Consider the following 19,487-nt stretch of genomic DNA (forward strand, 5'->3'; position numbering starts at 1 on the left):
CCCGGCCACGAACCGACAGCCCCCCCGCTGGGCAGGCCCCGTACGGGCAGGCCGGGTACGCGCAGGCCTCGCAGGGCGGGTGGGCGGCCCGGGTGACAACGGCCTTCACACCGGCGCGAACCGAAGGACCCCACCCGGCCAGGCCCCACCCGGCCAGGCCCCGTACGGGCAGGCAGCCGGGGCGGCTGAGGGCTGCGCGCGCAGAGGCTGAGGTGCGGTGGCCTGCGTTCGTCGGCTGCCCCGCCTTGCCCTGCCCCGTCCCGCTCAGCTCGGGTTCGTCGGTTCGTCCGGGTGGATGTTCCATCCCGCGATCACCGGCCGGGCGTGCTCGGTGCCAAGTCGGCACAGGGTGCCGGTGGCCAGCTGGAAGAGGGCGCCGGCGGACGGCGGCAGGCCGAGGCGGCGGGCCGTCAGCACACGCAGGAAGTGGCCGTGCGCCACCAGCAGCACCGCCCCCTCCGTGTCGGCGAGCGCCGCCTCGACCTTGGCCAGCATGCGGTCGGCGCGCTCCCCGACCTGCTCCGGGCTCTCCCCGGGGTGCTCCGGCGGCCCCGGCGCGACCCCGTCCGTGAACAGGAACCAGCCCGGCCGGGTGCGCTGGATGTCCACGGTGGTCACGCCCTCGTAGCCGCCGTAGTCCCATTCCCGCAGGTCGGCGTCGACCCGGGCGCCGGGCACCCCGATCAGCTCGGCGGTCTCCCGGGCCCGCTGGAGGGGGCTGACGAAGGCGGCGCCGATGCGGTGCGAACGGATCAACGGCAGCAGCCGCCGGGCCTCCGCCCTGCCGTGCTCGGTGAGAGGCAGGTCGGTCCACCCGGTATGCCGCCCGGACCGCGACCACTCGGTCTCACCGTGCCGGACGAGAAGGACATCACCCATGGGTCAGAGGCTAAGAGCCAACCCCTCCGGTCCGGTGCCGTCACGCGCCCGTGGACGGTGTCGTGGGTCGGCCGGAAGGAGTAACGCGGGGCCGCCCCGCCACCCGGGTCACCCGGTCGGGCTCCCGCGCGGTGCCCCCGCCACCCGGGTCACCCGGTCGGGCTTCCGCGTGGTGCCTCCGGCGCCCGGGTCACCCGGTCGGGCTTCCGCGTGGTGCCTCCGGCGCCCGGGTTACCCGGTCGGGCTTCCGCGTGGTGCCTCCGGCGCCCGGGTTACCCGGTCGGGCTTCCGCGTGGTGCCTCCGGCGCCCGGGTTGCCCGGTCGGGCTTCCGCGTGGTGCCTCCGGCGCCCGGGTTGCCCGGTCGGGCTTCCGCGTGGTGCCTCCGGCGCCCGGGTTGCCCGGTCGGGCTTCCGCGTGGTGCCTCCGGCGCCCGGGTTGCCCGGTCGGGCTTCCGCGTGGTGCCTCCGGCGCCCGGGTTGCCCGGTCGGGCTCCCGCGTGGTGCCTCCGGCGCCCGGGTCACCTGGCCGGGCTCCCGCGCGGGGCGCCCCGCCGCCGTCCTACTGCCTGTAGCCGGTCAGGAACCTTCCGATCCGGCCGATCGCGGTCTCCAGGTCCTCCGCGTACGGCAGGGTCAGGATGCGGAAGTGGTCGGGGGCGGGCCAGTTGAAGCCGGTGCCCTGGACGACCTGGATCTTCTCCTGGAGGAGCAGGTCCAGGACGAACTTCTCGTCGTCGTGGATGGGGTGGACCTTGGGGTCGATGCGGGCGAAGGCGTAGAGGGCGCCCTTCGGTTTGACGCACGAGACGCCGGGGATCTCGTTGAGCTTCTGCCAGGCCACGTTGCGCTGCTCGTACAGCCGGCCGCCGGGCACCACGAGTTCGCGGACGGACTGGCGTCCGCCGAGCGCGGCCTGGATGGCGTACTGGGCGGGCGCGTTGGCGCACAGCCGCATGGAGGCCAGCATGGTCAGGCCCTCCAGGTAGTCCTTCGCATGCTGCTTCGGACCGGTGACGACCAGCCAGCCCGAGCGGAAGCCGGCCACGCGGTAGGTCTTGGACAGGCCGCAGAAGGTGAGGACGACCAGGTCGGGGGCGAGGGCCGCGGTCGAGTGGTGGACGGCGTCGTCGTACAGGATCTGGTCGTAGATCTCGTCGGCGAAGACCATCAGGCCGTGCCGGCGGGCCAGGTCGAGGATGCCCTCCAGGATCTCCTTCGGATACACCGCGCCGGTCGGGTTGTTCGGGTTGATGATGACGACGGCCTTGGTGCGGTCCGTGATCTTCGACTCCATGTCGGCCAGGTCCGGGTACCACTCGGCCTGCTCGTCGCAGAGGTAGTGCACCGCCTTGCCGCCGGCGAGCGTGGTCACCGCCGTCCAGAGGGGGAAGTCCGGGGCCGGGATGAGGATTTCGTCGCCGTCCTCGACCAGCGCCTGTACGGCCATGGAGACCAGTTCGGAGACGCCGTTGCCGAGGAAGACGTCGTCGACGCCCACTTCCAGGCCCAGCGTCTGGTAGCGCTGCGCCACCGCCCGGCGGGCGGAGAGGATGCCGCGCGAGTCCGTGTAGCCGTGCGCCTGCGGCAGCATCCGGATCATGTCCTGGAGGATCTCCTCCGGCGCCTCGAAGCCGAACAGCGCGGGGTTTCCGGTGTTCAGGCGCAGCACGCTGTGGCCCGCCTCCTCCAGCGCGTTGGCGTGCTCGATCACCGGTCCGCGGATCTCGTAACAGACCTCGCTGAGCTTGTTGGACTGCCGGAACTCCATGCGCCCCTCCGGGAACTCGTGTTGCTTGGTTTTACCAAGTAGGAGCTTGGAAAGTCCAACATCTTGTCTACACTGCGTCGCATGTCACCTCGCCGAAGCTACGACCAGTACTGTTCCGCGGCCCGCGCCCTCGACCTGGTGGGCGACCGCTGGACCCTGCTGATCGTCCGGGAACTGCTCGGCGGCCCCCGCCGCTACACGGACCTGCACGCGGATCTGCCGGGGGTCAGCACGGACGTCCTCGCCTCCCGGCTGAAGGACATGGAGCGGGACGGGCTCACGAGCAGGCGGCGGCTGCCACCGCCGGGCGCGGCATACGTCTACGAACTCACCGCGCGGGGGCGGGACCTGCTCCCCGTGTTGCAGGCCCTGGGGCGGTGGGGCGAACCCGAGCTGGGCGAGCGCCGCCCCACGGACGCGGCCCGCGCCCACTGGTTCGCGCTGCCCCTGCTGCGCGCCGTCGAGGGCGAGGGCGTGGTGGAAGTCCGGCTGGAGGAAGGGGAGTTCCACCTGCGCGTCGGCGCGGAGGACGGCCCGGTGTACGGCGACGGCCCGGCGCCGGCCGAGCCCGACGCACGGCTCCTGCTGGACACGGAGACCTGTACGGCCCTGGCCCGGGGGGAGTTGGCGCTGCCGGACGCGGTGCGCACCGGCCGGGTCACGGTGACCGGCGACGGGGCGGTGGCCAAGGCGCTGCGGGAGGCCTGAAAAAGAGCGACCGGGCCCCCGCGCACGGGAGCCCGGTCGGTGGGTCCGGCCGGATCAGGCGCCCGGCGGCACCCGGGAGGGCCGTCCCGTCCCGCGCGTCAACGCGTACCCGCCGATACCCGCCAGCGCGGCCAGCACGCCGCCGATGCCGGTCCACACCCAGCGGTCCGTCCACCAGCCGGAGGACCAACCGTCGGAACCGAAGCTGGACAGCACCGCGGTCTTCGTGTCCCCGTCACCGGACTCCGACTTGACCGCGATCCCCGGCACCAGCGGCTTCGCCAGCGAGCCGTCCACGGCCGCCGAGCCGCCGATGTCCTTGGAGTCCGCCCGCACCTCGGCGCTCACCGGCTGACCGAGGTCGGCCGAGCTCAGGTTCAGCACCGTCAGCCGGATGTAGTACGTACCCGGCAGCGGATCGTCGGCCCACGGCTCGGACCAGGCGCGCACGGTACGCAGTACGCAGGCCAGCTCCACCGTGCCGGCCCCCTGCGCGGCCGTGCGGGTCGCCGCGCCGTACTGGCAGGACTGCCGGCGCCGCAGACCGTCGTACACGTCGATCTGCCAGGTCTGCGCCGCGTGCGAGTCGGGCAGCTTCACCGTCGCCTTGACGTCCGGACGCTGGCCGGCGTCCGCCGGGAACGACCAGTACAGGTAGTCGCCGGTGGAGCCGCCGGCCGTGCCCTGCTGCCCCTGGTCGAGTTCCGTCGCCGTACGGAAGGACGTGCCCGCCTGGGTCGGCGCACCGCTGTCCGCGGAGGCGCTGGGGGAGGGCGAGGAGTCGGCCACCGCCGGACCCGCCGCAAGGCCCACCGCCAGCAGGGCGGTGCTCAACACTCGTGTGATCCACATCAGTTGGTCCTCCAGACCGCGACCCGCCAGCGCGACACCCAGCCCCACACCAGACCCGCGAGGAAGCCGGCCAGCACCAGGGCGCCGAGCAGCCACCAGCCGCGGCCGAGCCCGAAGGAGGCGACGTCGCTCGCCTTCGACGGGCCGTCCACCACGTCGACCGTCAGCTCGACGGGCAGACCGGGGCTGGTCTTCACCCCGGCGGCGGCCGAGAACGAGTTGGTCAGCTGGAGGCAGACGGTCTCCGGGGTGGTGTCCTCGTCGTCGTCGCTCTCGGCCTTCGGGTACCGCAACCCGGTCGAGATGACGTCCGTACGGCCCGTCCCCGAGGCCTCGCCGCGCACGATCTCACGGCCGTGCACGGTCACCGCACGCAGCAGCACGCCGTAGTTGGCGCCGACGGCCCGGTCGGCGGCGACGCTCACCGAAGTCCGCAGCTCCTGACCGGGTTTGACGTCCACCTTGTACCAGCGCTGCTGGCCGAACTCCTCACGGTCCGTGTACAGACCGGACTTCAGCGCGGGAGCGGACGAGCACTGGCCGGTCCCCTCGGTCGCCACCGGCGTCACCACCGGATCGGCCGCCCGGTCCACCAACTGCCCCACCCGGTCGGTCAGTTCCTCCTTGTGCTGCACGGAGGTGTAGGTGCCGCCGGTCGCGTCCGCGATGCAGCTGAGCTGGTCGCGGGTCTTGGCGTCCGGGACCAGGCCGAGGGTGTCGATGGTCAGCCCGATGCCCTTGGCGGCGATCTCGCGGGCCACCTCGCACGGGTCCAGCGGCTGGCAGGTGTCCTCGCCGTCGCTGATCAGGACGATACGGCGGGTGCCGGCGCCGCCTTGCAGGTCGTCGGCGGCCTTGAGCAGCGCGGGGCCGATCGGCGTCCACCCGGTCGGCTGGAGCGTGGCGACGGCCGTTTTCGCCTCGGTGCGGTCGAGCGTGCTGACCGGGTAGAGCTGCGCGGTGTCCTTGCAGCCCGCCTTGCGGTCGTTGCCGCGGTAGTTGGCACCGAGCGTCCGGATGCCGAGCTGGACCTCCTCGGGCGTCGCGTCCAGCACGTCGTTGAACGCCTGCTTCGCCGCGGCCATCCGCGTCCCGCCGTCCATGTCCGCGGTCCGCATGGACCCGCTGACGTCGAGCACGAGCTCCACCTTGGGAGCGGCCTGGTCGGTCTCGTCGGCGACCGCCGGGCCGGGGAACGCGATCCCGGCGGCCAGGGCGGCGAGCAGCGCGCAGACTGCCGCCGCCGGCCGTTGTGTTCTGATCATCGGCGGATCTTATTGATCAGAGGCGCCGCGCTCCAAAACGAGGCCGGTCCACCGAACCCCGGGTGGCCGGAAGGACAACACGGGTGGTCGGCGGCCCGACGGGTGCGGCCGAAGGGCCAACACCGGGCCGTGGGCGGTCATATCAGGTCAGTGGGTGCCCGCGAGCGGGTTCGGCAGGGCCGCCCACTGGTCCCCGGGCACCTCCGGCGAGAGCCGCATCAGCGTCAACGCCTTCGCGGGCAGCGGACCTTCGAGCAGGGCCGTCAGGTCGGGGGAGGCGGGCAGCCCCCGTACGGCCGTCTCCAGGGCGGTGGCCAGGATGGGCCCGGAACCCGCCGTGCCGGCCAGTGCGCCCGCGACCAGGGAGCCGAACAGCTTCCGGCGCAGAGTCGTCTCGTCATCCGTGACCTGCCGGTCCGGCAGAGCCGGCGCGGTGATGCCGTGCCGGGCCAGCCGGGCGGGGCTGAGCCGGATGTCGGCCAGGTCCCGGTAGACCAGACGCAGCGGCGCCCCGGTCTCGGAGAGCACCACGAGCAGGTTCTGGCCGTGCGCCTCCAGGGCCACGCCCAGGTCCAGCAGCCGCAGCCCCACCGTCAGCGCGAGCCGGGTGAACTCGGCCAGCCAGGAGGCCGATCCGGGGAGCGTGGTGGTGGCCAGCGCCGCCACCGGCAGAACCCGCTCACCCGGTGCCGCGTACGCCTCCGGCGACTCGCGCAGCACGGCCGCCAGGTCCGGGGAGTCGGCGGTGGCCGCGCCCAGCGTGCGGGTGACGTGCAGGAGGCCGTCCGTGCGCGCCGCCAGGTCCGTCGCGAACGACGACAAGGTCACCGCCGCGCCGACCGAGTACGCCGAGATGTCCCGCACGGACGAGGTCAGCCGGGCGCTGAGCGCCGTCTTGACGTGCGGTCCGTCCGGCAGCGCCAGCGTGCGCAGCGACATCAGCGGGTGCGCGGTACGCCACGGCCCAGCGCCGCCGCCCTTGAGGACATGGGCGGCCTGCCAGGGGTGCACCGGGATCAACAGCCTTACCCCGTCCCGTAGTTCGTCGGGCCAGTCACCGGTCAGCAGGCACTCCCCGGCCGGTACCGGGACCGTCTCCAGCCGCACGACGGGCCGGTGCTCCGGCCCGTACGCGAGCTGCTCGACCACCGAGAAGCCCGGCCGCGAACGGCAGTTGGGGTGGAAGGGATGCCCGTCGACGATCCGCTGCTCCCACTCCCAGTCCGACCCGGGCCACTCCCCGGCACCGGCCTCCTGACCGGCCCGCGAGAGCGCCAACGAGGCCGCGCTGTGCCCGAGCTCGGCTGCGAGACCCGCCGAGTGCGGCCACCCCAGATCGGTCATCAGCCGCGCCGGATCGTCGTGGGCCACCCCGTCCAGACGCACGGCCGTCGCATACGCGTCGGTGGCGAAGGGGTCCGCGGGCGGGCCGTGCAGCGCGCGTCCGTCGGCCAGCCGCAGGGCCAGACTGTGCGCCCCGCGCACCCGGCGCACCACCCACGGCAGCGGCTCGTGCGCCAGCGCCCGCCACAGCCGGGTCAGCACCGCCGCCCGCGCACCCGGCAACTCGGCCAGGTACCGGTCGACGAGATCCGGCCGCGCCTCGGCCAGCTCGGCGGCGAGCCGGTTCTCGATGGGGGAGGGACGGTGCACGGGAGGACTCCTCGGAGGACGGGTACGACGGTCATGATGGCCGTTGTCGAGAGACATACTGATCGTGATCGGACTGTGTGGACGTAGAGAACGAATGGAACGCGTGGACCTCATGCCTCCCAGCGACGCCGTCGGTGAGCGCGCCGACGCGTACGCCGCCGCCCCCCTGCTCAACTGCCTGCTGCGGGAGGTGGCCCAGCCGCTCACGGACACCGCGGCGGACATCGCGGACGGCGTCGCGGACGGGGCGTCGCGGGTCTATCGACTGCCCGGCGGCGGGCGGCTGCTCCGGGTGCGCGGCGAGCGGCGGCCCGCCGCCCCCGAGGTGTACGCGGACGGCGCCTGGCACCGCCTCGGCCACGCCGAACTGGTGAAACTCGTCAGCGAGGAGCTGCGCAGGCACACCGGGCTCTCCAACGGCGACCTGCCGGCCGAGATGATCGACAGCCGGGACGCGGTCGCCGCGCTGCTCACGGCACGCGCCGGGGCGACGGCGCCCGACGACCCGTACCTGCGCTCGGAGCAGTCCCTCATCACCGGCCATCCCTACCACCCCGCCCCCAAGGCGCGCGGCGGCGGCCCGGTCACCGCCTGGTTGCCGTACGCCCCCGAGGCGCACGCCCGGTTCCCGCTGGTGCTGCTCGGGGTGCGCGAGGACGAGGTGGCGGAGGAGGGCGACACGGCGGCGCTGGACCGGCTGGCCGCCGTACCGCCCGGCTACCGGCTGCTGCCGGCCCACCCCTGGCAGCTGGACCTGGTCGCCCACGACCTCGCCCCCGCCTTCGCGGACGGCCGGCTGCTGCGCCTCGGCGAGAGCGACTTCACGGCTTGGCCGACGGCCGCGATCCGTACGGTGTACGAGCCGGTGCGCGATCTCTTCCTGAAGTTCAGCCTGGATGTCCGCATCACCAACGACATCCGCCGGCTGTGGGCGCACGACCTGCGCGGACTGCTCCGCACGGACAGCGCGGTGACCGCCGCCTTCGGCGCGTCGCCGGGGCCGGCCGGCTGGCTCGGCGACCGCGGCTACCGCACCGCCCGCTTCGCCTTCGAGGAACTCGCGGTCATCGTCCGGGACGGGCTGCGCGGACCGCTGCTGCCCGGGGCGACCCCGCTGCTCGCCGCCGGTCTGGTGGAGGGCTTCGACGGCGACCCGCTGGCCGCCGCGGCCGATCCCGGGGCCTGGTGGGAGGCGTACCTGCGGGCGGTCGTACCCCCCGTCCTCACGGCCTTCGCCGACCACGGCGTCGTACTGGAGGCGCACCTCCAGAACACCCTGGTCGCCGTGGACGCGGACGGGCTGCCGGTGCAGGCGCTGTTCCGGGACGCCGAGGGGGTCAAGCTGCTCCCCGACGTGCCCCGCGCCGCCGGCTGGGAGCGGCTGGTGTACTGCCTGGTCGTCAACCACCTCACCGAGGTCGCCGCCGCGCTCGCCGAACGGCACCCCGGCTTCGACCCGTGGCCCGCGGCGTGCCGCGAGCTGGCCCGGCACCCGCTCCCGGAGGCGGCCGAGCTGCTGGCGGCACCGACCCTGCCGGGCAAGACCAACCTGCTGTTGCGCTGGACCGGCGCGGACGGCGCCGACGCCCGCTACCTGCCCCTGCCCAACCCGCTGGCCTGACACCGCGTCGGCCGACCGCTCCCGCCCGGCCTGCCGGGGTTGCCACCCGGCCCGCCGGCCACTGTCGTCCGCGGCCGGCGGGCCGGGTGCCGGTCAGGCGTGGAGCAGCAGCTCCAGTTCGCCCGGCAGCCCCTCGGGACCCTCGTCGGGCGACGCCGCGTCGCGCACCTCGAAGACCCACCGGTGGGAGGGCGCGCAGCCGAACGTCCGCTCGGAGAGGGCGGGCAGGAAGAGGTCCGCGCTGGCCGCCGAGTCCCAGATCAGTGCGAGGCCCTGCAGGTCGGCCGTCGGATCGGTGATCCACCGGCCGCTCCGCAGACCGGGGAACTCACCCGGGAGTGCGCCGCCGAACGCGGGGGCCGCCGGACGGGTGCCCGCGGGACGGGTGCCCGCCGGGCGGCTGCCCGCCGGTCCGGACGGGCACGGCCGGGCGGTGCCGGCCGCGGTGGTGCGTCGCTTGTCCCACCAGGCGATGACGACGTGCATGGGGCCTCCAGCTGCAGAGTGTCGGTCGTGCGTGTGATCGCGGTGTCCCCGTTGACACCCGTGCATGGCTTCGGTCCCGGCCGGTGGCGGCCGCCGGTCAGAGCTGGGAGCCGCCGGTGGCGTCGACGACCTGCCCGGTCACCCAGCGCGCGTCGTCGGAGGCGAGGAAGGCGACCACGTCGGCGATGTCCTCGGGGCGCCCCACCCGGCCCAGCGCCGAGAGCTCGGCGGCGGACTGCTGAGCCGCTTCGTTGCCCCGCAGCCAGGAGGCGTTGATGTCGGTGTCGACGATGCCGGGGGCCACCGAGTTGACGGTGATCCCACGGCCGCCGACCGCCTTGGCGAGGGTGAGCGTGAAGGCGTCGATCGCGCCCTTGGTCATGGCGTACGCGATGATGTCGGTGAGGGCGATCCGGGTCGCGCCCGACGAGATGTTGACGATCCGCCCGCCGTCCCGGAGCCGCTTGAGCCCCTGCTGGGCGAGGAAGAACGGCGCGCGCATGTTGACGGCGACGGCCTCGTCGAACGCCTCGGGCGTGGTGTCCTCGATCTCGCCGCGCGGGGTGACGCCGGCGTTGTTGACCAGCACGTCGAGGTCGGTGCTGCCCGAGTGCTCAAGGGCCTGGCGGTCGTAGCCCTCCCAGAGGGCCGCCACGTCGCCGGGGGTGCCCAGTTCGGCCTGGACCGCGAAGGCGCTGCCGCCCTTGGCCCGGACGGCCTCGACGACCTCCTCGGCGGCCGCGCCGTTGCGCCCGTAGTGCACGGCCACCAGCGCTCCCTCGGCGCCGAGCCGCTCGGCGATCGCCCGTCCGATCCCGCGGCTGCCTCCCGTCACCAGTGCCGTCTTCCCCGTGAGCGTGCCCATGGTCTTCCCTTCGTCCCGGAATTCTGTAGCGATGACTACGTATTTAGCCTACACGCATTTTTTAGCGATCGCTGTAAAATCCAGGCATGACTACGACCAAGCGCGGCAGGCCGCGGAGTTTCGACCGCGAGGTCGCACTCGTCCAGGCCACGCTGCTTTTCTGGCAGCACGGCTACGAGGGCACGTCCGTCGCCGACCTGACCGCCGCCATGGGCGTCTCGCCGCCGAGCCTGTACGCGGCCTTCGGCGACAAGCGAGCCCTCTTCACCGAGGTCGTCGACCGGTACGGCAGCACCTTCGGCGCGTTCATGGGGAACGCGCTGGCCGAGGAGAGCGACGCCCGTACGGGTTTCGCCCGGATGCTGGACGAGGCGGCGGTGTCCTACACCGATCCCACGCACCCGGCGGGCTGTCTGGTCATCTCCGCTGCGACCAACTACTCCCCGGGGACCGCCGACGTCGAGCGGGACCTGCGCACCCGCAGGGCGGCGAACATCGGGTCCTTCGAGGAGCGCCTGAAGGAGGCCAAGGCCCTGGGCTCGCTCCCCACGGGGACCGACACCCGGGCCCTGGCCGTCTATTTCGCCGCGGTCGTGCAGGGCCTGTCCCAGCAGGCCCGGGACGGGGCGACCACCGAAGAGCTGCGCCGCGTGGCCGCGTACGCCATGGCGGTCTGGCCTGACCCGTCCTCCTGAGGTGAGGGCCGCCCCGCCGCCTTGCCGCCCGCCGCCCCGCGGTCAGCGTGCGGGCGGGTCCTCGTGCGCCCGGCACAGGCGGGCCACGACATGCGCGTACTTCTCGTCGAACCGCAACGTCCCGAAGGCGTGGTCCAGTTCGCGGTCGAGCGTCTCGCTGGCCCGGCTCCACAGCCGCAACCCGGAGTCCGTGACCGCGACCCGGCTGGTACGCCGGTCACAGGGCCAGGCCACCCGGACCGTCCAGCCCGCGCGCTCCAGGTGGGCGAGCATCCGGCTGGCCGCCGAGACACTCAGACCCAGCCGCCGGGCGACCCCGCCCACCGTCACCGACTCCGGATGCTCGCGGACCAGCACGCCCAAGGCCATCAGCGGCCCCACGCCGACCCCGTGACGGTGCGTCAGCGTACGGTCCATCCGCCCCTGCAACAGGGAGAACATGGGTACGACCCGCTCCCACAGCCGGGAGATGCTCTCGGTGTCCCGGGCCCGGTCGTCATCGTCGTGCGGCTCTGCCACGGCGTCGCTGTCCTCGGTCCTTATGTCTCGGGGGGCCCGGCGTTCCGTTTCCGTCCCCCGGTGTCGGGTCTGCGTGCGGCCCCTGCCGCCGGACGTCCGGCGGCCAGGTCAGGGCAGCAGCAGAAGTTTGCCCCGCACCCCGCCGGCGGCCAGCAGCCGGTGTGCCTCGGGCGCCTCCTCGAACCCGAACTCCTCAGCGGTGCGCAGCCGAAGCTCCCCACGGTCGACCAGGGCGCCGAGCGCGGCCAGCCGCGAGCCGTCCTGCTCCACGTGGGAGACACCGACCCTGATGCGGCGTTCCGCGACCGGCAGCCGGGTGGGCACGATGGAGACCGCGCTCCCGTTGTCCCGTACCGCCCCGATCGCCCCGGGCAGGCCTGCCGTCTCCAACAGGCCGTCGACGTCGGTCCCGGAGGCGGGCACGTCGTGCACCACCCGGTCCGCGCCCAGGGCCACCACCTCGTCCGCGTCCCGGGCGGACCGGACCTGGGCCACCACCGTCAGCCCGCGCAGCCGGGCGAGCTGCACCGCCAGCCCACCGACCGAGCCGGCCGCGCCGGTGACCAGCAGCGAGGCACCGGCCGGCAGGGCGAGGACCTCCAGTGCCTGCCAGGCGGTGAGCCCGGCCAGCGGCAGCCCGGCCGCGGCGGACAGCGCGACCGAGGCCGGGGCGGGCGCGACGATGCCGGCCGGGAGGGCGACCGTCTCCGCGTAGGTGCCGCGTCCGGTGGCCATCTGCGCGGACATCGCGACGACGGGGTCACCGACCGCGAACCCCGTGACCTCGGCGCCCACCGCGGTGACGGTGCCCGCCACGTCCCAGCCGAGCACCATGGGTGGTCGGACGGCGCTGTGTCCGGCGTGCAGGCCGGCGCGGGTCTGGAGGTCGACGGGGTTGACCGCGGCCGCGGCCGTCCGGATCAGCACGCCGTCCGGTTCCGGACGGGCCGGTTCGGGTACCTCGTGGACGGCGAGCCGGTCCGGGCCGCCATAGGTGGTCAGGACCACAGCACGCATCTGCCTGTTCGCTTTCAGGAGGGGACCAACTCGGGGACACGGGCGGGGAGCCGGTCGGTGACCGAGGCGGCGAGGGTGCGGACGGTGAGCAGCCGTACCGGGCCCCCGGCCGCCGTGAGCCGGGCCCGCCGGCCGTGCGGTACCAGCACCAACTGCCCGGCCCGCACGGCACGTTCGCCGGTGGATGTACCGAGCAGCAGGTCACCCTCCAGCACGAGGACCGCCTCCTCCACGCCGTGCTCCGGGGTCGCCGCGAGGGCCGCGCCGGGCGGGAGCCGCCAGTGCTCCACCGCCTCGCACTCGCTGTGCAGCATTCCCCGGCGCACCAGGCACGTCCACGCTCCCGCCGGACCGTCGCCCACGTCGGCGAGCACCGCCTCGGCGGTGGTCGAGATGATCACGACGCCTCCGCCCGGTGCCCGGGGAGGGCGAGGGTCACGACCAGCAGTCGCAGCGGGGTGACGGCCTCGAACGCGGTGGACGAACCGGCGGCCAGGGTGACACAGGTGTCCGGTGCCAGGTCGGCCGTGGTGCCGTCGGCGGTCGCCCGGCCCGTGCCGTCGTGCACGAAGACGGCGAGTTCCGCGTCGGGCGAGCCCAGCCGGGTCTGTTCACCCGCGTCCAGCTCGACGGACGCCACCTGGCGCAGCGGGCCGGTGAAGACGCCGTCCGTGCCGACGGTCCCTTCACGGAAGAGGTCGTGGATGACTGCGTCGCCCATAGGGGGAACTCCCGGGTGGCTGAGATCGGCTCCGGACAGGACGGCGTCGGTGCCGGGTGCGAGTGTTTCGATGACCCACCAGTCGAGGTCGACGGCCCCGGTGTTACGCAGCCCGTGGATGTTCCCGGGCGCCGTCAGGGCGAGCGATCCCGGCCCGACGGGGTGGGTGGCGCCGTTGAAGAGGAACTCCCCGTGTCCGCGCAGGACGAGGTAGATCTCCTCGGTACGGGTGTGGCGGTGCTCCCCGCTGAGTCCGCCCGGCGGGATGGAGGCCCATTCGACGGCCTCGGTCGCGGAGTGGAGCTGGCGGCGGCCCGCGAAGCACTTCCAGTGCGTGCGCCCGGCGGCGCCGTGCACGCCGTAGACCGTCGCGGCGCCGGCCACGGTCCCGATCGAACGAAAGGCACGGGGGCGACCGCCGACCGGTTCGGGGCCGGGGGCCGGCCAAGGGTCGGTGGCCGGTTCGGAGGCAGCGGTGGTCGGCCGGGGGTCGGTGGCCGGTTCGGAGGCAGCGGCGGTCGGTTCGGGAATGCCGGTGCTCGGTTCGGAGGTGCCGGTGGCTGGTTCGGGGGTGGTGGTGGCCGGGCTGGTCACCGGGAGACTCCCGAGACCAGCGTGCCGAGCACCTCGGCCGCCGCGCCGAGTTCGGCCTCGGTGACGTCGTTGACGAACACGGCGCTGCCGATGCCGACCGGGAGCGGCAGCCGCTGCTTGCCGTCGCGGTGCCGCACGGTGTCGCGCAACGCGTCCACCAGCACCTCCGGCGTGCACAGGGGGTGCCAGGCGGGCAGCCCGAGGCGGGCCATCACCTCGAGGACACGGTCGCGCTGGTAGGCGCTGACGAGTCCGCGGCGCTCGGCCATGACCGTGGTGAGCGCCATGTCGACGGCCACGGCCTCCCCGTGCAGCAGCGCGGGCAGCGCGTGCATCTCGATGGTCGGGCTGAACGTGTGCCCGTAGTCGACCACCCGTTCCAGGACCTTCTCCCACAGGTTCGGCTGGAGTTCCTCCAACATCCCCTGGATCGCCCGCTCGACCACCTCGGTCGCGGGGTCCAGGTGCAGTCCGCGGGCCGCGAGCCGCTGGTCCACCGGTACGTCGGCCGGGGTGGGGCCGACGGCCGCCGGACTCTGCAGCTTGGTGCTCAGCAGATCGGCGCCGTGCTGTTCGAGCAGGTCGAACAGACGGGCGTCCTTGATCAGCGCGATCTTGAGAATCTCCGCCAGCCCGTTGCTGATGTGCCGTGCGTCGAGCGTGGCCAGGAACGACCGGTCCAGCAGGGTGCGGTCGGCCGGGAAGTAGGTGCCGAGCCGGTTCTTGTGACCGTTGTGGTTGACGCCGGTCTTGGCGCCGACTCCGGCGTCCACCAGTCCGATCAGGGTGGTGGGGATGCGGATGAACGGAGTGGAGCGCCGGTAGAGGCTGGCGGCGAAGCCGACGATGTCCATGAGCACGCCGCCGCCGATGGCGATGACGGGTTCACGGCGGCGGTCGATGCCGAAGGCGTCGAGGGCCTCGGCCACGTGCAGCACCGCGTTCACCGACTTGTGCGTCTCGCCGTCGTCCAGCACCAGCACCCGGTGGCCGACCCCGTGGTGGTCGAAGTAGGCGCGGATCCGGTCGCCGTAGAGTTCGTCGACCACGCGGTCGGTGACGACGAAGCGCCGCTGGCCGCCACTGCTCGGGGCATCCTCCAGGATAGTGGTGTTCTCGGGGTCGAGCAGGTTCTCGCAGGCCCGTATCTCGTACTGCACCGGGTTGCTGGTCTGCACCGACCAGTGAGTGACCGGGCTGCCCACGGCAAAAAGGCCGTCGTTGTCACGTGTGGTCCGGGTTTCCTGCTGCATCAGGCTTCCGCCTCCGACGAAGAGTCTCGGTTCGGGTTCGTCGCGAATCCGGTCGGGGCAGTTCGTTCGATGATCCGCGCCGCGAAGCCCTCAGGGCCGCGTGCGCCGGATCCGGCCACCTCACCGTGGCCTGCCCCCCGTCGCCGTGTCGACCCTGACACAACGTTCGATGCGCACGCAAGGACATGATGTGGATTTCGACGGGCTGGGCGGCCGAAAGCCGACCCGGAGGTGTGGATAAATGCGTCTCTGTCTGCGTGAATTGACCGGATGCGGAGATCCGGGATGGCTTGAAGTGATCAACGCATGCATGCTTCCGCAAGGAATGAGGTCGTCCGCCTCGTGTCGGTGCGGCAGTGTGCGGCGGTGCGGCGGTGCGTCCGGAGGTGGCGTGCCGGCTGGGACGTGAAAAGCCCCCCGTTCGTTCGACGGGGGGCCTGGCCGGCGGCGGTTACTGGTCGAGGGTCGGGGCGTACCGCAGTCGCGCGACGACCGAACTGGTCCGGCTGTCCACGGACGCCACCTCCAGGGCCATGCCGACCTCACGGCGGAAGAGGTTGCCGATGTCCGCGACCGTGGACCGGCCGGCGTCCGTGATGCGCACCACCACGCCCCTGCGGTCCGTCCCGTGGGCCCCCTTCTGGGCGAGGCCCCGGGTCTCCAGGCGCTGGGCGGCACGGGTGGCCGACGACTGGTTGAGGCCGAGGAGTTGGGCGAGTTCGTTCATGCGGATGCCCGCCGGGTCGCCGTTGCTCAGCGCCCGCAGCGCGAGGAAGTCCGTGAGGCCCAGGTCGAAGTCCTCGGAAAGCCTGCGGTCCAGCGTCGTCCCGACCTCGGCGACGAGAACCGACAACTGGCTCCACAGTTCGACGCTGTCTTCCTTGCGCGTTCGCATGATGTCGCCTTTCGGGGTGCCCGAGGGTTCCGCCGTCCGCCGGAGGACCTTCCGGGCACGGTGAGGGAGGGGCAGGCTCGGTCCCGGGGCGGCCGGGACGGGCAGGCCGTACCCAGGGTACGAGGCGGTGGCAACCAAGGAAACCCTCCTGCCATCCGGCTTTTACATGCCCGCACAAAGAGATTCATGGTTCCTTGAGCCGGTGACCATTCGACGAGCAACTTCTGCATGGGAAAACCCCAGATGAGATGCCATGCGGGGTGGTCGACCCCAGCTCGGTCGGCACCTTTGTTCCTTGCGCGCGCATCGACATTGCCATACTGTCGCCCTCGGCCGGCCCCTGGTCGCGAGCAGGTGGCCGCAGTCCGAGCATTCGTGTTGCCGTGCGGTGCCCAGCACCCGGCGCACCATTCCAAGGGGGAACCATGCTCAACACCGGCACGGCGTCGTCGTCCACACCGGTGCTCTCCGGCCTGCCCACGGCGCGGGCCGTGGACCACTACGCCTTCACGGTGCCGCACCTCGACGAGGCCATCGCCTACGTCACCGGTGTGCTGGGAGGCGAACTCTGCTACCGGGAGGGGCCGGTCGAGGACCCCGTCGGCGACTGGATGACCCGCAAACTGGGCGTCCATCCACGGGCCACGGCCCAGGTCGCGCTGGTCAGGCTCGGCCCGTACAGCAATCTGGAGCTCTTCCAGTACACCGCCCCCGGCCAGTCGGTCGCGACGCCCGGCCCGAGCGACGTGGGCGGCCACCACCTCGCCCTCGCGGTGGCGGACCCGGACCTGGCCGAGGAGCACCTGCGCCGGGCGGGCACCGTCCGCCTCGGTCCGCCGGACGCCCTCGACGGGGCCCGGCGCTGGTTCCTGACGCCCTGGGGCATGCTGCTCTCGCTGCGTGGCCCCGGGCCGCGTTCCCACGGGGGCTTCGTGCCCGGTCCGGCGCGGTACGCGAACGCCGTCCAGCGGTCGCTGGGCCTGCTCGGCGTGGAACACGTCGGCTACACGGTCGCCGACCTGGACGCCGCCACCGCCTTCTTCACCGACGTGCTCGGAGCGGAACCGGTGGAGCACACCGAGGGTGCGACGGACGGGGCGGAGGGGCACTGGCCGCCCGGCGCCGAGCGGTCCCGGCGGACGCTGCTGCGCACCGGGCCGACCGCCAACTGCGAACTGACCCAGAGCGGGACGGGCGCGCTGCGGTCCCGGCCGCCGGGCAACAGCGACGTCGGCGGCCATCATCTGGCCTTCTACGTGGACGACGTGGACGCGGCCGCCTCCTATCTCCGCGAGCAGCGGGGCGTACGGCTGATGGGCGACCCGGAGACCATCACCGAGGGCCCCATCGCGGGTGACCGCTGGCTGTACTTCAGCACCCCGATCGGCATCCAGATGGAGATCATCAACATGCCGGACGGAACACTGCCGTACGAGACCCTGACCACGGCCCGCCGCGCCACACCCGGCGGCCTGCGCTGGCACGACCGCCCCTGACGCCGGGCCCCAACTGCCGCGCACCCTAAGGGCAAACGTTTCTTCGTACGGCCCCGACACCCCCTGACCGGCCAGGGCCGGCCGCCCGGCACGGCATCACCGCCGCCCCCACCCGCGACCGACCCGCGGGGAACCGGGTCCCCGCCACGCCGGAACCTTCCCGGCCGGGCCGGCACCGGCCGCACCCAGCTCGGCCCCGCACGGCATGCCGACGCGGGCCGCCGCCGGCCCCCGGACGGACCCGGCGAACACGCACCCAGCACGTACGGATCCCGCGAGCGAACCCCGCACGAACGGGGCTCGCGCCCAGAGCCCCGTGTACGAACGCCGCACCAACGGAGCCCGCGCCCAGGGGCCCCGTGTACGAACTCCGCACGAACGGGGCTCGCCTCGACGGGCCTCGTGTACGAACCGCGCGCGCAGTCCTCCGCGCGCCTTTCCATCGTCACCACCCCATCACCGCAAGGACTCGCTCATGTCTTCGCCCGAACTCACACCCCCCGACTCCGCCCCCACCGCCCTCGCCGCCGTCCCGGTGAGCCGGCGCGTGCACCGTCGGACCTTTCTCTCCGGCACCGCCGCCGCGGGAGGTGCGCTCGCGGTCACCGCGGCCGGTCTGACGCCCGCCGTAGCGGCCGGGACGGACCACCCGGCAGCCCCCGCCGCCGCGGACCCGGAGCCCGTCACCGTGCGCCCGGCGGACCGGCGCTATGCCGACCTGCGGCGCGGTACGAACCAGCGCTGGGTCGGCAGCCCGGACCGGATCGTGCTGGCCACATCCACGGCCGACGTGGTGCGGACCGTGCAGCAGGCGGCCGACTCCGGCAGGCGACTGGCCGTCCGCAGCGGCGGCCACTGCTACGAGAACTTCACCACTGACCAGGACATCACCGTCGTCCTCGACCTCTCCCGGATGGACGAGATCTCCTACGACACGCGGCGCCGGGCGTTCTCGGTCCGGCCCGGCGCCCAACTCGGCCGCGTCTACGACCGCCTCTACAAGGGCTGGGGCGTCTACCTCCCGGCCGGCAACTGCCCGACCGTCGCGGCCGGGGGACACATCCAGGGCGGCGGCTACGGTGCCATGAGCCGGCGCGACGGACTGGCGGTCGACCACCTCTACGGCATCGAGGTCGTGGTCGTCGACACGGACGGCACCGCCCGCGCGGTCACCGCGACCCGCGAACCCGACGACCCCAACCGGGAGCTGTGGTGGGCCCACACCGGAGGCGGCGGCGGCAACTTCGGTGTGGTCACCCGCTACTGGCTGCGCTCCCCGGACGCCACCGGCAGCGATCCCGCCGCCCAACTCCCCACGCCCCCGCGAGAGGTGTGGCTCAGTGAGGTCGCCTGGCCCTGGGAACAGCTGACCGAGGCCCGTTTCACCCGGCTGATGTGGAACCACGGCGACTGGCACACCCGCAACAGCGCGCCGGACTCCCCGTACACGGCCCTGTTCAGCCAGCTCAAGCCCTTCCACAAGTCGGCCGGCGCGGTCGTGCTCGACTCGTTGATCGACGCCGGCGCCCCCAGTGCCGAACGGCTGCTGCAGAACTACGTGTCCGAGGTCGGTGCCGGGGTCGGCGTCACGCCGGAGGTCCGTCAGTACCGGCGGGTGCCGTGGCTGCACGCCACCCAGTGGCCGGGCTTCACCGGTCCGGACCCCACGGTCAGGTTCAAGGGCAAGTCCGTCTACGCCCGACGCACCTACTCCGACGTCCAGATCGCCGCCGCGTACCGGCACCTGACCCGCGACGACTTCCACAACCCGGGCGCGCTGCTCATGATCGCCTCGTACGGCGGCAACGTGAACCGGGTCGCCCCCGACGACACGGCGGTGCCGCAGCGCGACTCCGTGCTCAAGTACCAGGTCGTCTCTCTGTGGGACGACGCGGCCGACGACGAGGCCAACATCGCCTGGGTCCGGGAGTGCTACCGGGACATGTTCGCCGCCACCGGCGGTGTGCCGGTGCCGAACGAGACCAACGACGGCTGCTTCGTCAACTACGCCGACGTCGACCTCGCCGATCCCCGCTGGAACACCTCGGGCGTGCCGTGGCACGACCTCTACTACAAGAACGGCTACCGGCGGCTCCAGAAGGTGAAGGCCACCTGGGACCCCACCGGGTTCTTCCGGCACGCGCAGTCGGTGCGGCCCGCGTGACCCCGTCCACCCCAGCCCCCTCTCACACACCGAGGT

18 protein-coding genes are annotated in these 19,487 nt (G+C 73.2%); 5 read left to right on the forward strand and 13 right to left on the reverse strand.

What is annotated here, in order from left to right:
- Nucleotides 1–264: 264 nt before the first annotated feature.
- Entirely contained in the window at nucleotides 265–879 is a 615-nt protein-coding gene (locus MB828_RS41775; protein ID WP_301652720.1) for a histidine phosphatase family protein, read from the reverse strand.
- 559 nt (nucleotides 880–1,438) lie between these two features.
- Nucleotides 1,439–2,647 carry a pyridoxal phosphate-dependent aminotransferase gene (locus tag MB828_RS41780; protein WP_301652721.1) on the reverse strand — a complete coding sequence of 403 codons (1,209 nt, stop codon included), beginning with the start codon at nucleotides 2,645–2,647 and terminating at the stop codon, nucleotides 1,439–1,441.
- A gap of 81 nt (nucleotides 2,648–2,728) precedes the next feature.
- Here MB828_RS41780 and MB828_RS41785 point away from each other — a divergent pair, with 81 nt between their 5' ends.
- Nucleotides 2,729–3,355, forward strand: coding sequence for a winged helix-turn-helix transcriptional regulator (locus MB828_RS41785; protein ID WP_133026362.1), 627 nt, complete (start codon nucleotides 2,729–2,731; stop codon nucleotides 3,353–3,355).
- A gap of 54 nt (nucleotides 3,356–3,409) precedes the next feature.
- Here MB828_RS41785 and MB828_RS41790 read toward each other — a convergent pair whose 3' ends face one another.
- From MB828_RS41790 to MB828_RS41800, 3 genes are all read right to left on the reverse strand, one after another.
- Nucleotides 3,410–4,207, reverse strand: coding sequence for a hypothetical protein (locus MB828_RS41790; RefSeq protein WP_301652722.1), 798 nt, complete (start codon nucleotides 4,205–4,207; stop codon nucleotides 3,410–3,412).
- Nucleotides 4,207–5,472: a VWA domain-containing protein gene (locus MB828_RS41795; protein WP_301652723.1), complete on the reverse strand. Its 1,266-nt coding sequence runs from the start codon at nucleotides 5,470–5,472 to the stop codon at nucleotides 4,207–4,209. Before MB828_RS41795 ends, MB828_RS41790 begins: the two co-directional genes overlap by 1 nt.
- A gap of 147 nt (nucleotides 5,473–5,619) precedes the next feature.
- Complete coding sequence (locus MB828_RS41800) at nucleotides 5,620–7,125, reverse strand: IucA/IucC family protein (protein WP_301652724.1); 1,506 nt, start codon at nucleotides 7,123–7,125, stop codon at nucleotides 5,620–5,622.
- A gap of 94 nt (nucleotides 7,126–7,219) precedes the next feature.
- Between MB828_RS41800 and MB828_RS41805 the strand changes: the two genes are divergently transcribed.
- The gene (locus MB828_RS41805) at nucleotides 7,220–8,746 is read left to right on the forward strand and encodes an IucA/IucC family protein (RefSeq protein WP_301652725.1); all 1,527 of its coding nucleotides are present in this window, start codon (nucleotides 7,220–7,222) and stop codon (nucleotides 8,744–8,746) included.
- A gap of 93 nt (nucleotides 8,747–8,839) precedes the next feature.
- On the opposite strand, the gene MB828_RS41810 is transcribed toward MB828_RS41805, so the two are convergent.
- Together MB828_RS41810 and MB828_RS41815 are read right to left on the reverse strand one after the other, a co-directional pair.
- Nucleotides 8,840–9,232 (reverse strand): hypothetical protein, encoded by a 393-nt coding sequence (locus tag MB828_RS41810; RefSeq protein ID WP_301652726.1) that lies wholly within the window; start codon nucleotides 9,230–9,232, stop codon nucleotides 8,840–8,842.
- 97 nt (nucleotides 9,233–9,329) lie between these two features.
- Nucleotides 9,330–10,097, reverse strand: coding sequence for an SDR family oxidoreductase (locus tag MB828_RS41815; protein ID WP_301652727.1), 768 nt, complete (start codon nucleotides 10,095–10,097; stop codon nucleotides 9,330–9,332).
- A gap of 86 nt (nucleotides 10,098–10,183) precedes the next feature.
- On the opposite strand from MB828_RS41815, the gene MB828_RS41820 reads away from it, so the two are divergent.
- Complete coding sequence (locus MB828_RS41820; RefSeq protein ID WP_301652728.1) at nucleotides 10,184–10,792, forward strand: TetR/AcrR family transcriptional regulator; 609 nt, start codon at nucleotides 10,184–10,186, stop codon at nucleotides 10,790–10,792.
- Between the two features lie 42 nt (nucleotides 10,793–10,834).
- On the opposite strand, the gene MB828_RS41825 is transcribed toward MB828_RS41820, so the two are convergent.
- The 6 genes from MB828_RS41825 to MB828_RS41850 all read right to left on the reverse strand — a co-directional run bounded on the left by MB828_RS41825 (nucleotide 10,835) and on the right by MB828_RS41850 (nucleotide 15,791).
- Complete coding sequence (locus MB828_RS41825; RefSeq protein ID WP_301652729.1) at nucleotides 10,835–11,311, reverse strand: MarR family winged helix-turn-helix transcriptional regulator; 477 nt, start codon at nucleotides 11,309–11,311, stop codon at nucleotides 10,835–10,837.
- 108 nt (nucleotides 11,312–11,419) lie between these two features.
- Entirely contained in the window at nucleotides 11,420–12,328 is a 909-nt protein-coding gene (locus MB828_RS41830; protein ID WP_301652730.1) for an NADP-dependent oxidoreductase, read from the reverse strand.
- A 14-nt stretch (nucleotides 12,329–12,342) separates the two neighbouring features.
- Entirely contained in the window at nucleotides 12,343–12,729 is a 387-nt protein-coding gene (locus MB828_RS41835) for a cupin domain-containing protein (RefSeq protein WP_301652731.1), read from the reverse strand.
- Nucleotides 12,726–13,643, reverse strand: coding sequence for a cupin domain-containing protein (locus tag MB828_RS41840; protein ID WP_301652732.1), 918 nt, complete (start codon nucleotides 13,641–13,643; stop codon nucleotides 12,726–12,728). Before MB828_RS41840 ends, MB828_RS41835 begins: the two co-directional genes overlap by 4 nt.
- Nucleotides 13,640–14,896 carry a sedoheptulose 7-phosphate cyclase gene (locus MB828_RS41845; RefSeq protein ID WP_301652733.1) on the reverse strand — a complete coding sequence of 419 codons (1,257 nt, stop codon included), beginning with the start codon at nucleotides 14,894–14,896 and terminating at the stop codon, nucleotides 13,640–13,642. The genes MB828_RS41840 and MB828_RS41845 overlap by 4 nt, the downstream gene beginning before the upstream one ends.
- 451 nt (nucleotides 14,897–15,347) lie before the next feature.
- On the reverse strand, nucleotides 15,348–15,791 hold the full coding sequence (locus MB828_RS41850; protein ID WP_046734646.1) for a MarR family winged helix-turn-helix transcriptional regulator: 444 nt from the start codon (nucleotides 15,789–15,791) through the stop codon (nucleotides 15,348–15,350).
- Nucleotides 15,792–16,216: 425 nt separating this feature from the next.
- Between MB828_RS41850 and MB828_RS41855 the strand changes: the two genes are divergently transcribed.
- Together MB828_RS41855 and MB828_RS41860 are read left to right on the forward strand one after the other, a co-directional pair.
- Nucleotides 16,217–17,287 carry a VOC family protein gene (locus tag MB828_RS41855; protein ID WP_301652734.1) on the forward strand — a complete coding sequence of 357 codons (1,071 nt, stop codon included), beginning with the start codon at nucleotides 16,217–16,219 and terminating at the stop codon, nucleotides 17,285–17,287.
- A 475-nt stretch (nucleotides 17,288–17,762) separates the two neighbouring features.
- Nucleotides 17,763–19,451, forward strand: a complete 1,689-nt coding sequence (locus tag MB828_RS41860) for an FAD-binding oxidoreductase (RefSeq protein WP_301652735.1) — start codon at nucleotides 17,763–17,765, stop codon at nucleotides 19,449–19,451.
- Nucleotides 19,452–19,487: the final 36 nt, after the last annotated feature.

The sequence above is a fragment of the Streptomyces arenae genome (genome assembly GCF_022343545.1).
In the GTDB taxonomy this organism is placed as follows: Bacteria; Actinomycetota; Actinomycetes; order Streptomycetales; family Streptomycetaceae; genus Streptomyces; species Streptomyces humi.

What these genes read in the sequence shown, in the direction of transcription:
- MB828_RS41830 (WP_301652730.1), bottom strand. Translation starts at nt 12,328, where the DNA reads ATGCGTGCTGTGGTCCTGACCACCTATGGCGGCCCGGACCGGCTCGCC.
- MB828_RS41845 (WP_301652733.1), bottom strand. Translation starts at nt 14,896, where the DNA reads ATGCAGCAGGAAACCCGGACCACACGTGACAACGACGGCCTTTTTGCC.
- MB828_RS41785 (WP_133026362.1), top strand. Translation starts at nt 2,729, where the DNA reads ATGTCACCTCGCCGAAGCTACGACCAGTACTGTTCCGCGGCCCGCGCC.
- MB828_RS41790 (WP_301652722.1), bottom strand. Translation starts at nt 4,207, where the DNA reads ATGTGGATCACACGAGTGTTGAGCACCGCCCTGCTGGCGGTGGGCCTT.
- MB828_RS41795 (WP_301652723.1), bottom strand. Translation starts at nt 5,472, where the DNA reads ATGATCAGAACACAACGGCCGGCGGCGGCAGTCTGCGCGCTGCTCGCC.
- MB828_RS41805 (WP_301652725.1), top strand. Translation starts at nt 7,220, where the DNA reads ATGGAACGCGTGGACCTCATGCCTCCCAGCGACGCCGTCGGTGAGCGC.
- MB828_RS41775 (WP_301652720.1), bottom strand. Translation starts at nt 879, where the DNA reads ATGGGTGATGTCCTTCTCGTCCGGCACGGTGAGACCGAGTGGTCGCGG.
- MB828_RS41820 (WP_301652728.1), top strand. Translation starts at nt 10,184, where the DNA reads ATGACTACGACCAAGCGCGGCAGGCCGCGGAGTTTCGACCGCGAGGTC.
- MB828_RS41815 (WP_301652727.1), bottom strand. Translation starts at nt 10,097, where the DNA reads ATGGGCACGCTCACGGGGAAGACGGCACTGGTGACGGGAGGCAGCCGC.
- MB828_RS41860 (WP_301652735.1), top strand. Translation starts at nt 17,763, where the DNA reads ATGTCTTCGCCCGAACTCACACCCCCCGACTCCGCCCCCACCGCCCTC.
- MB828_RS41780 (WP_301652721.1), bottom strand. Translation starts at nt 2,647, where the DNA reads ATGGAGTTCCGGCAGTCCAACAAGCTCAGCGAGGTCTGTTACGAGATC.
- MB828_RS41810 (WP_301652726.1), bottom strand. Translation starts at nt 9,232, where the DNA reads ATGCACGTCGTCATCGCCTGGTGGGACAAGCGACGCACCACCGCGGCC.
- MB828_RS41850 (WP_046734646.1), bottom strand. Translation starts at nt 15,791, where the DNA reads ATGCGAACGCGCAAGGAAGACAGCGTCGAACTGTGGAGCCAGTTGTCG.
- MB828_RS41855 (WP_301652734.1), top strand. Translation starts at nt 16,217, where the DNA reads ATGCTCAACACCGGCACGGCGTCGTCGTCCACACCGGTGCTCTCCGGC.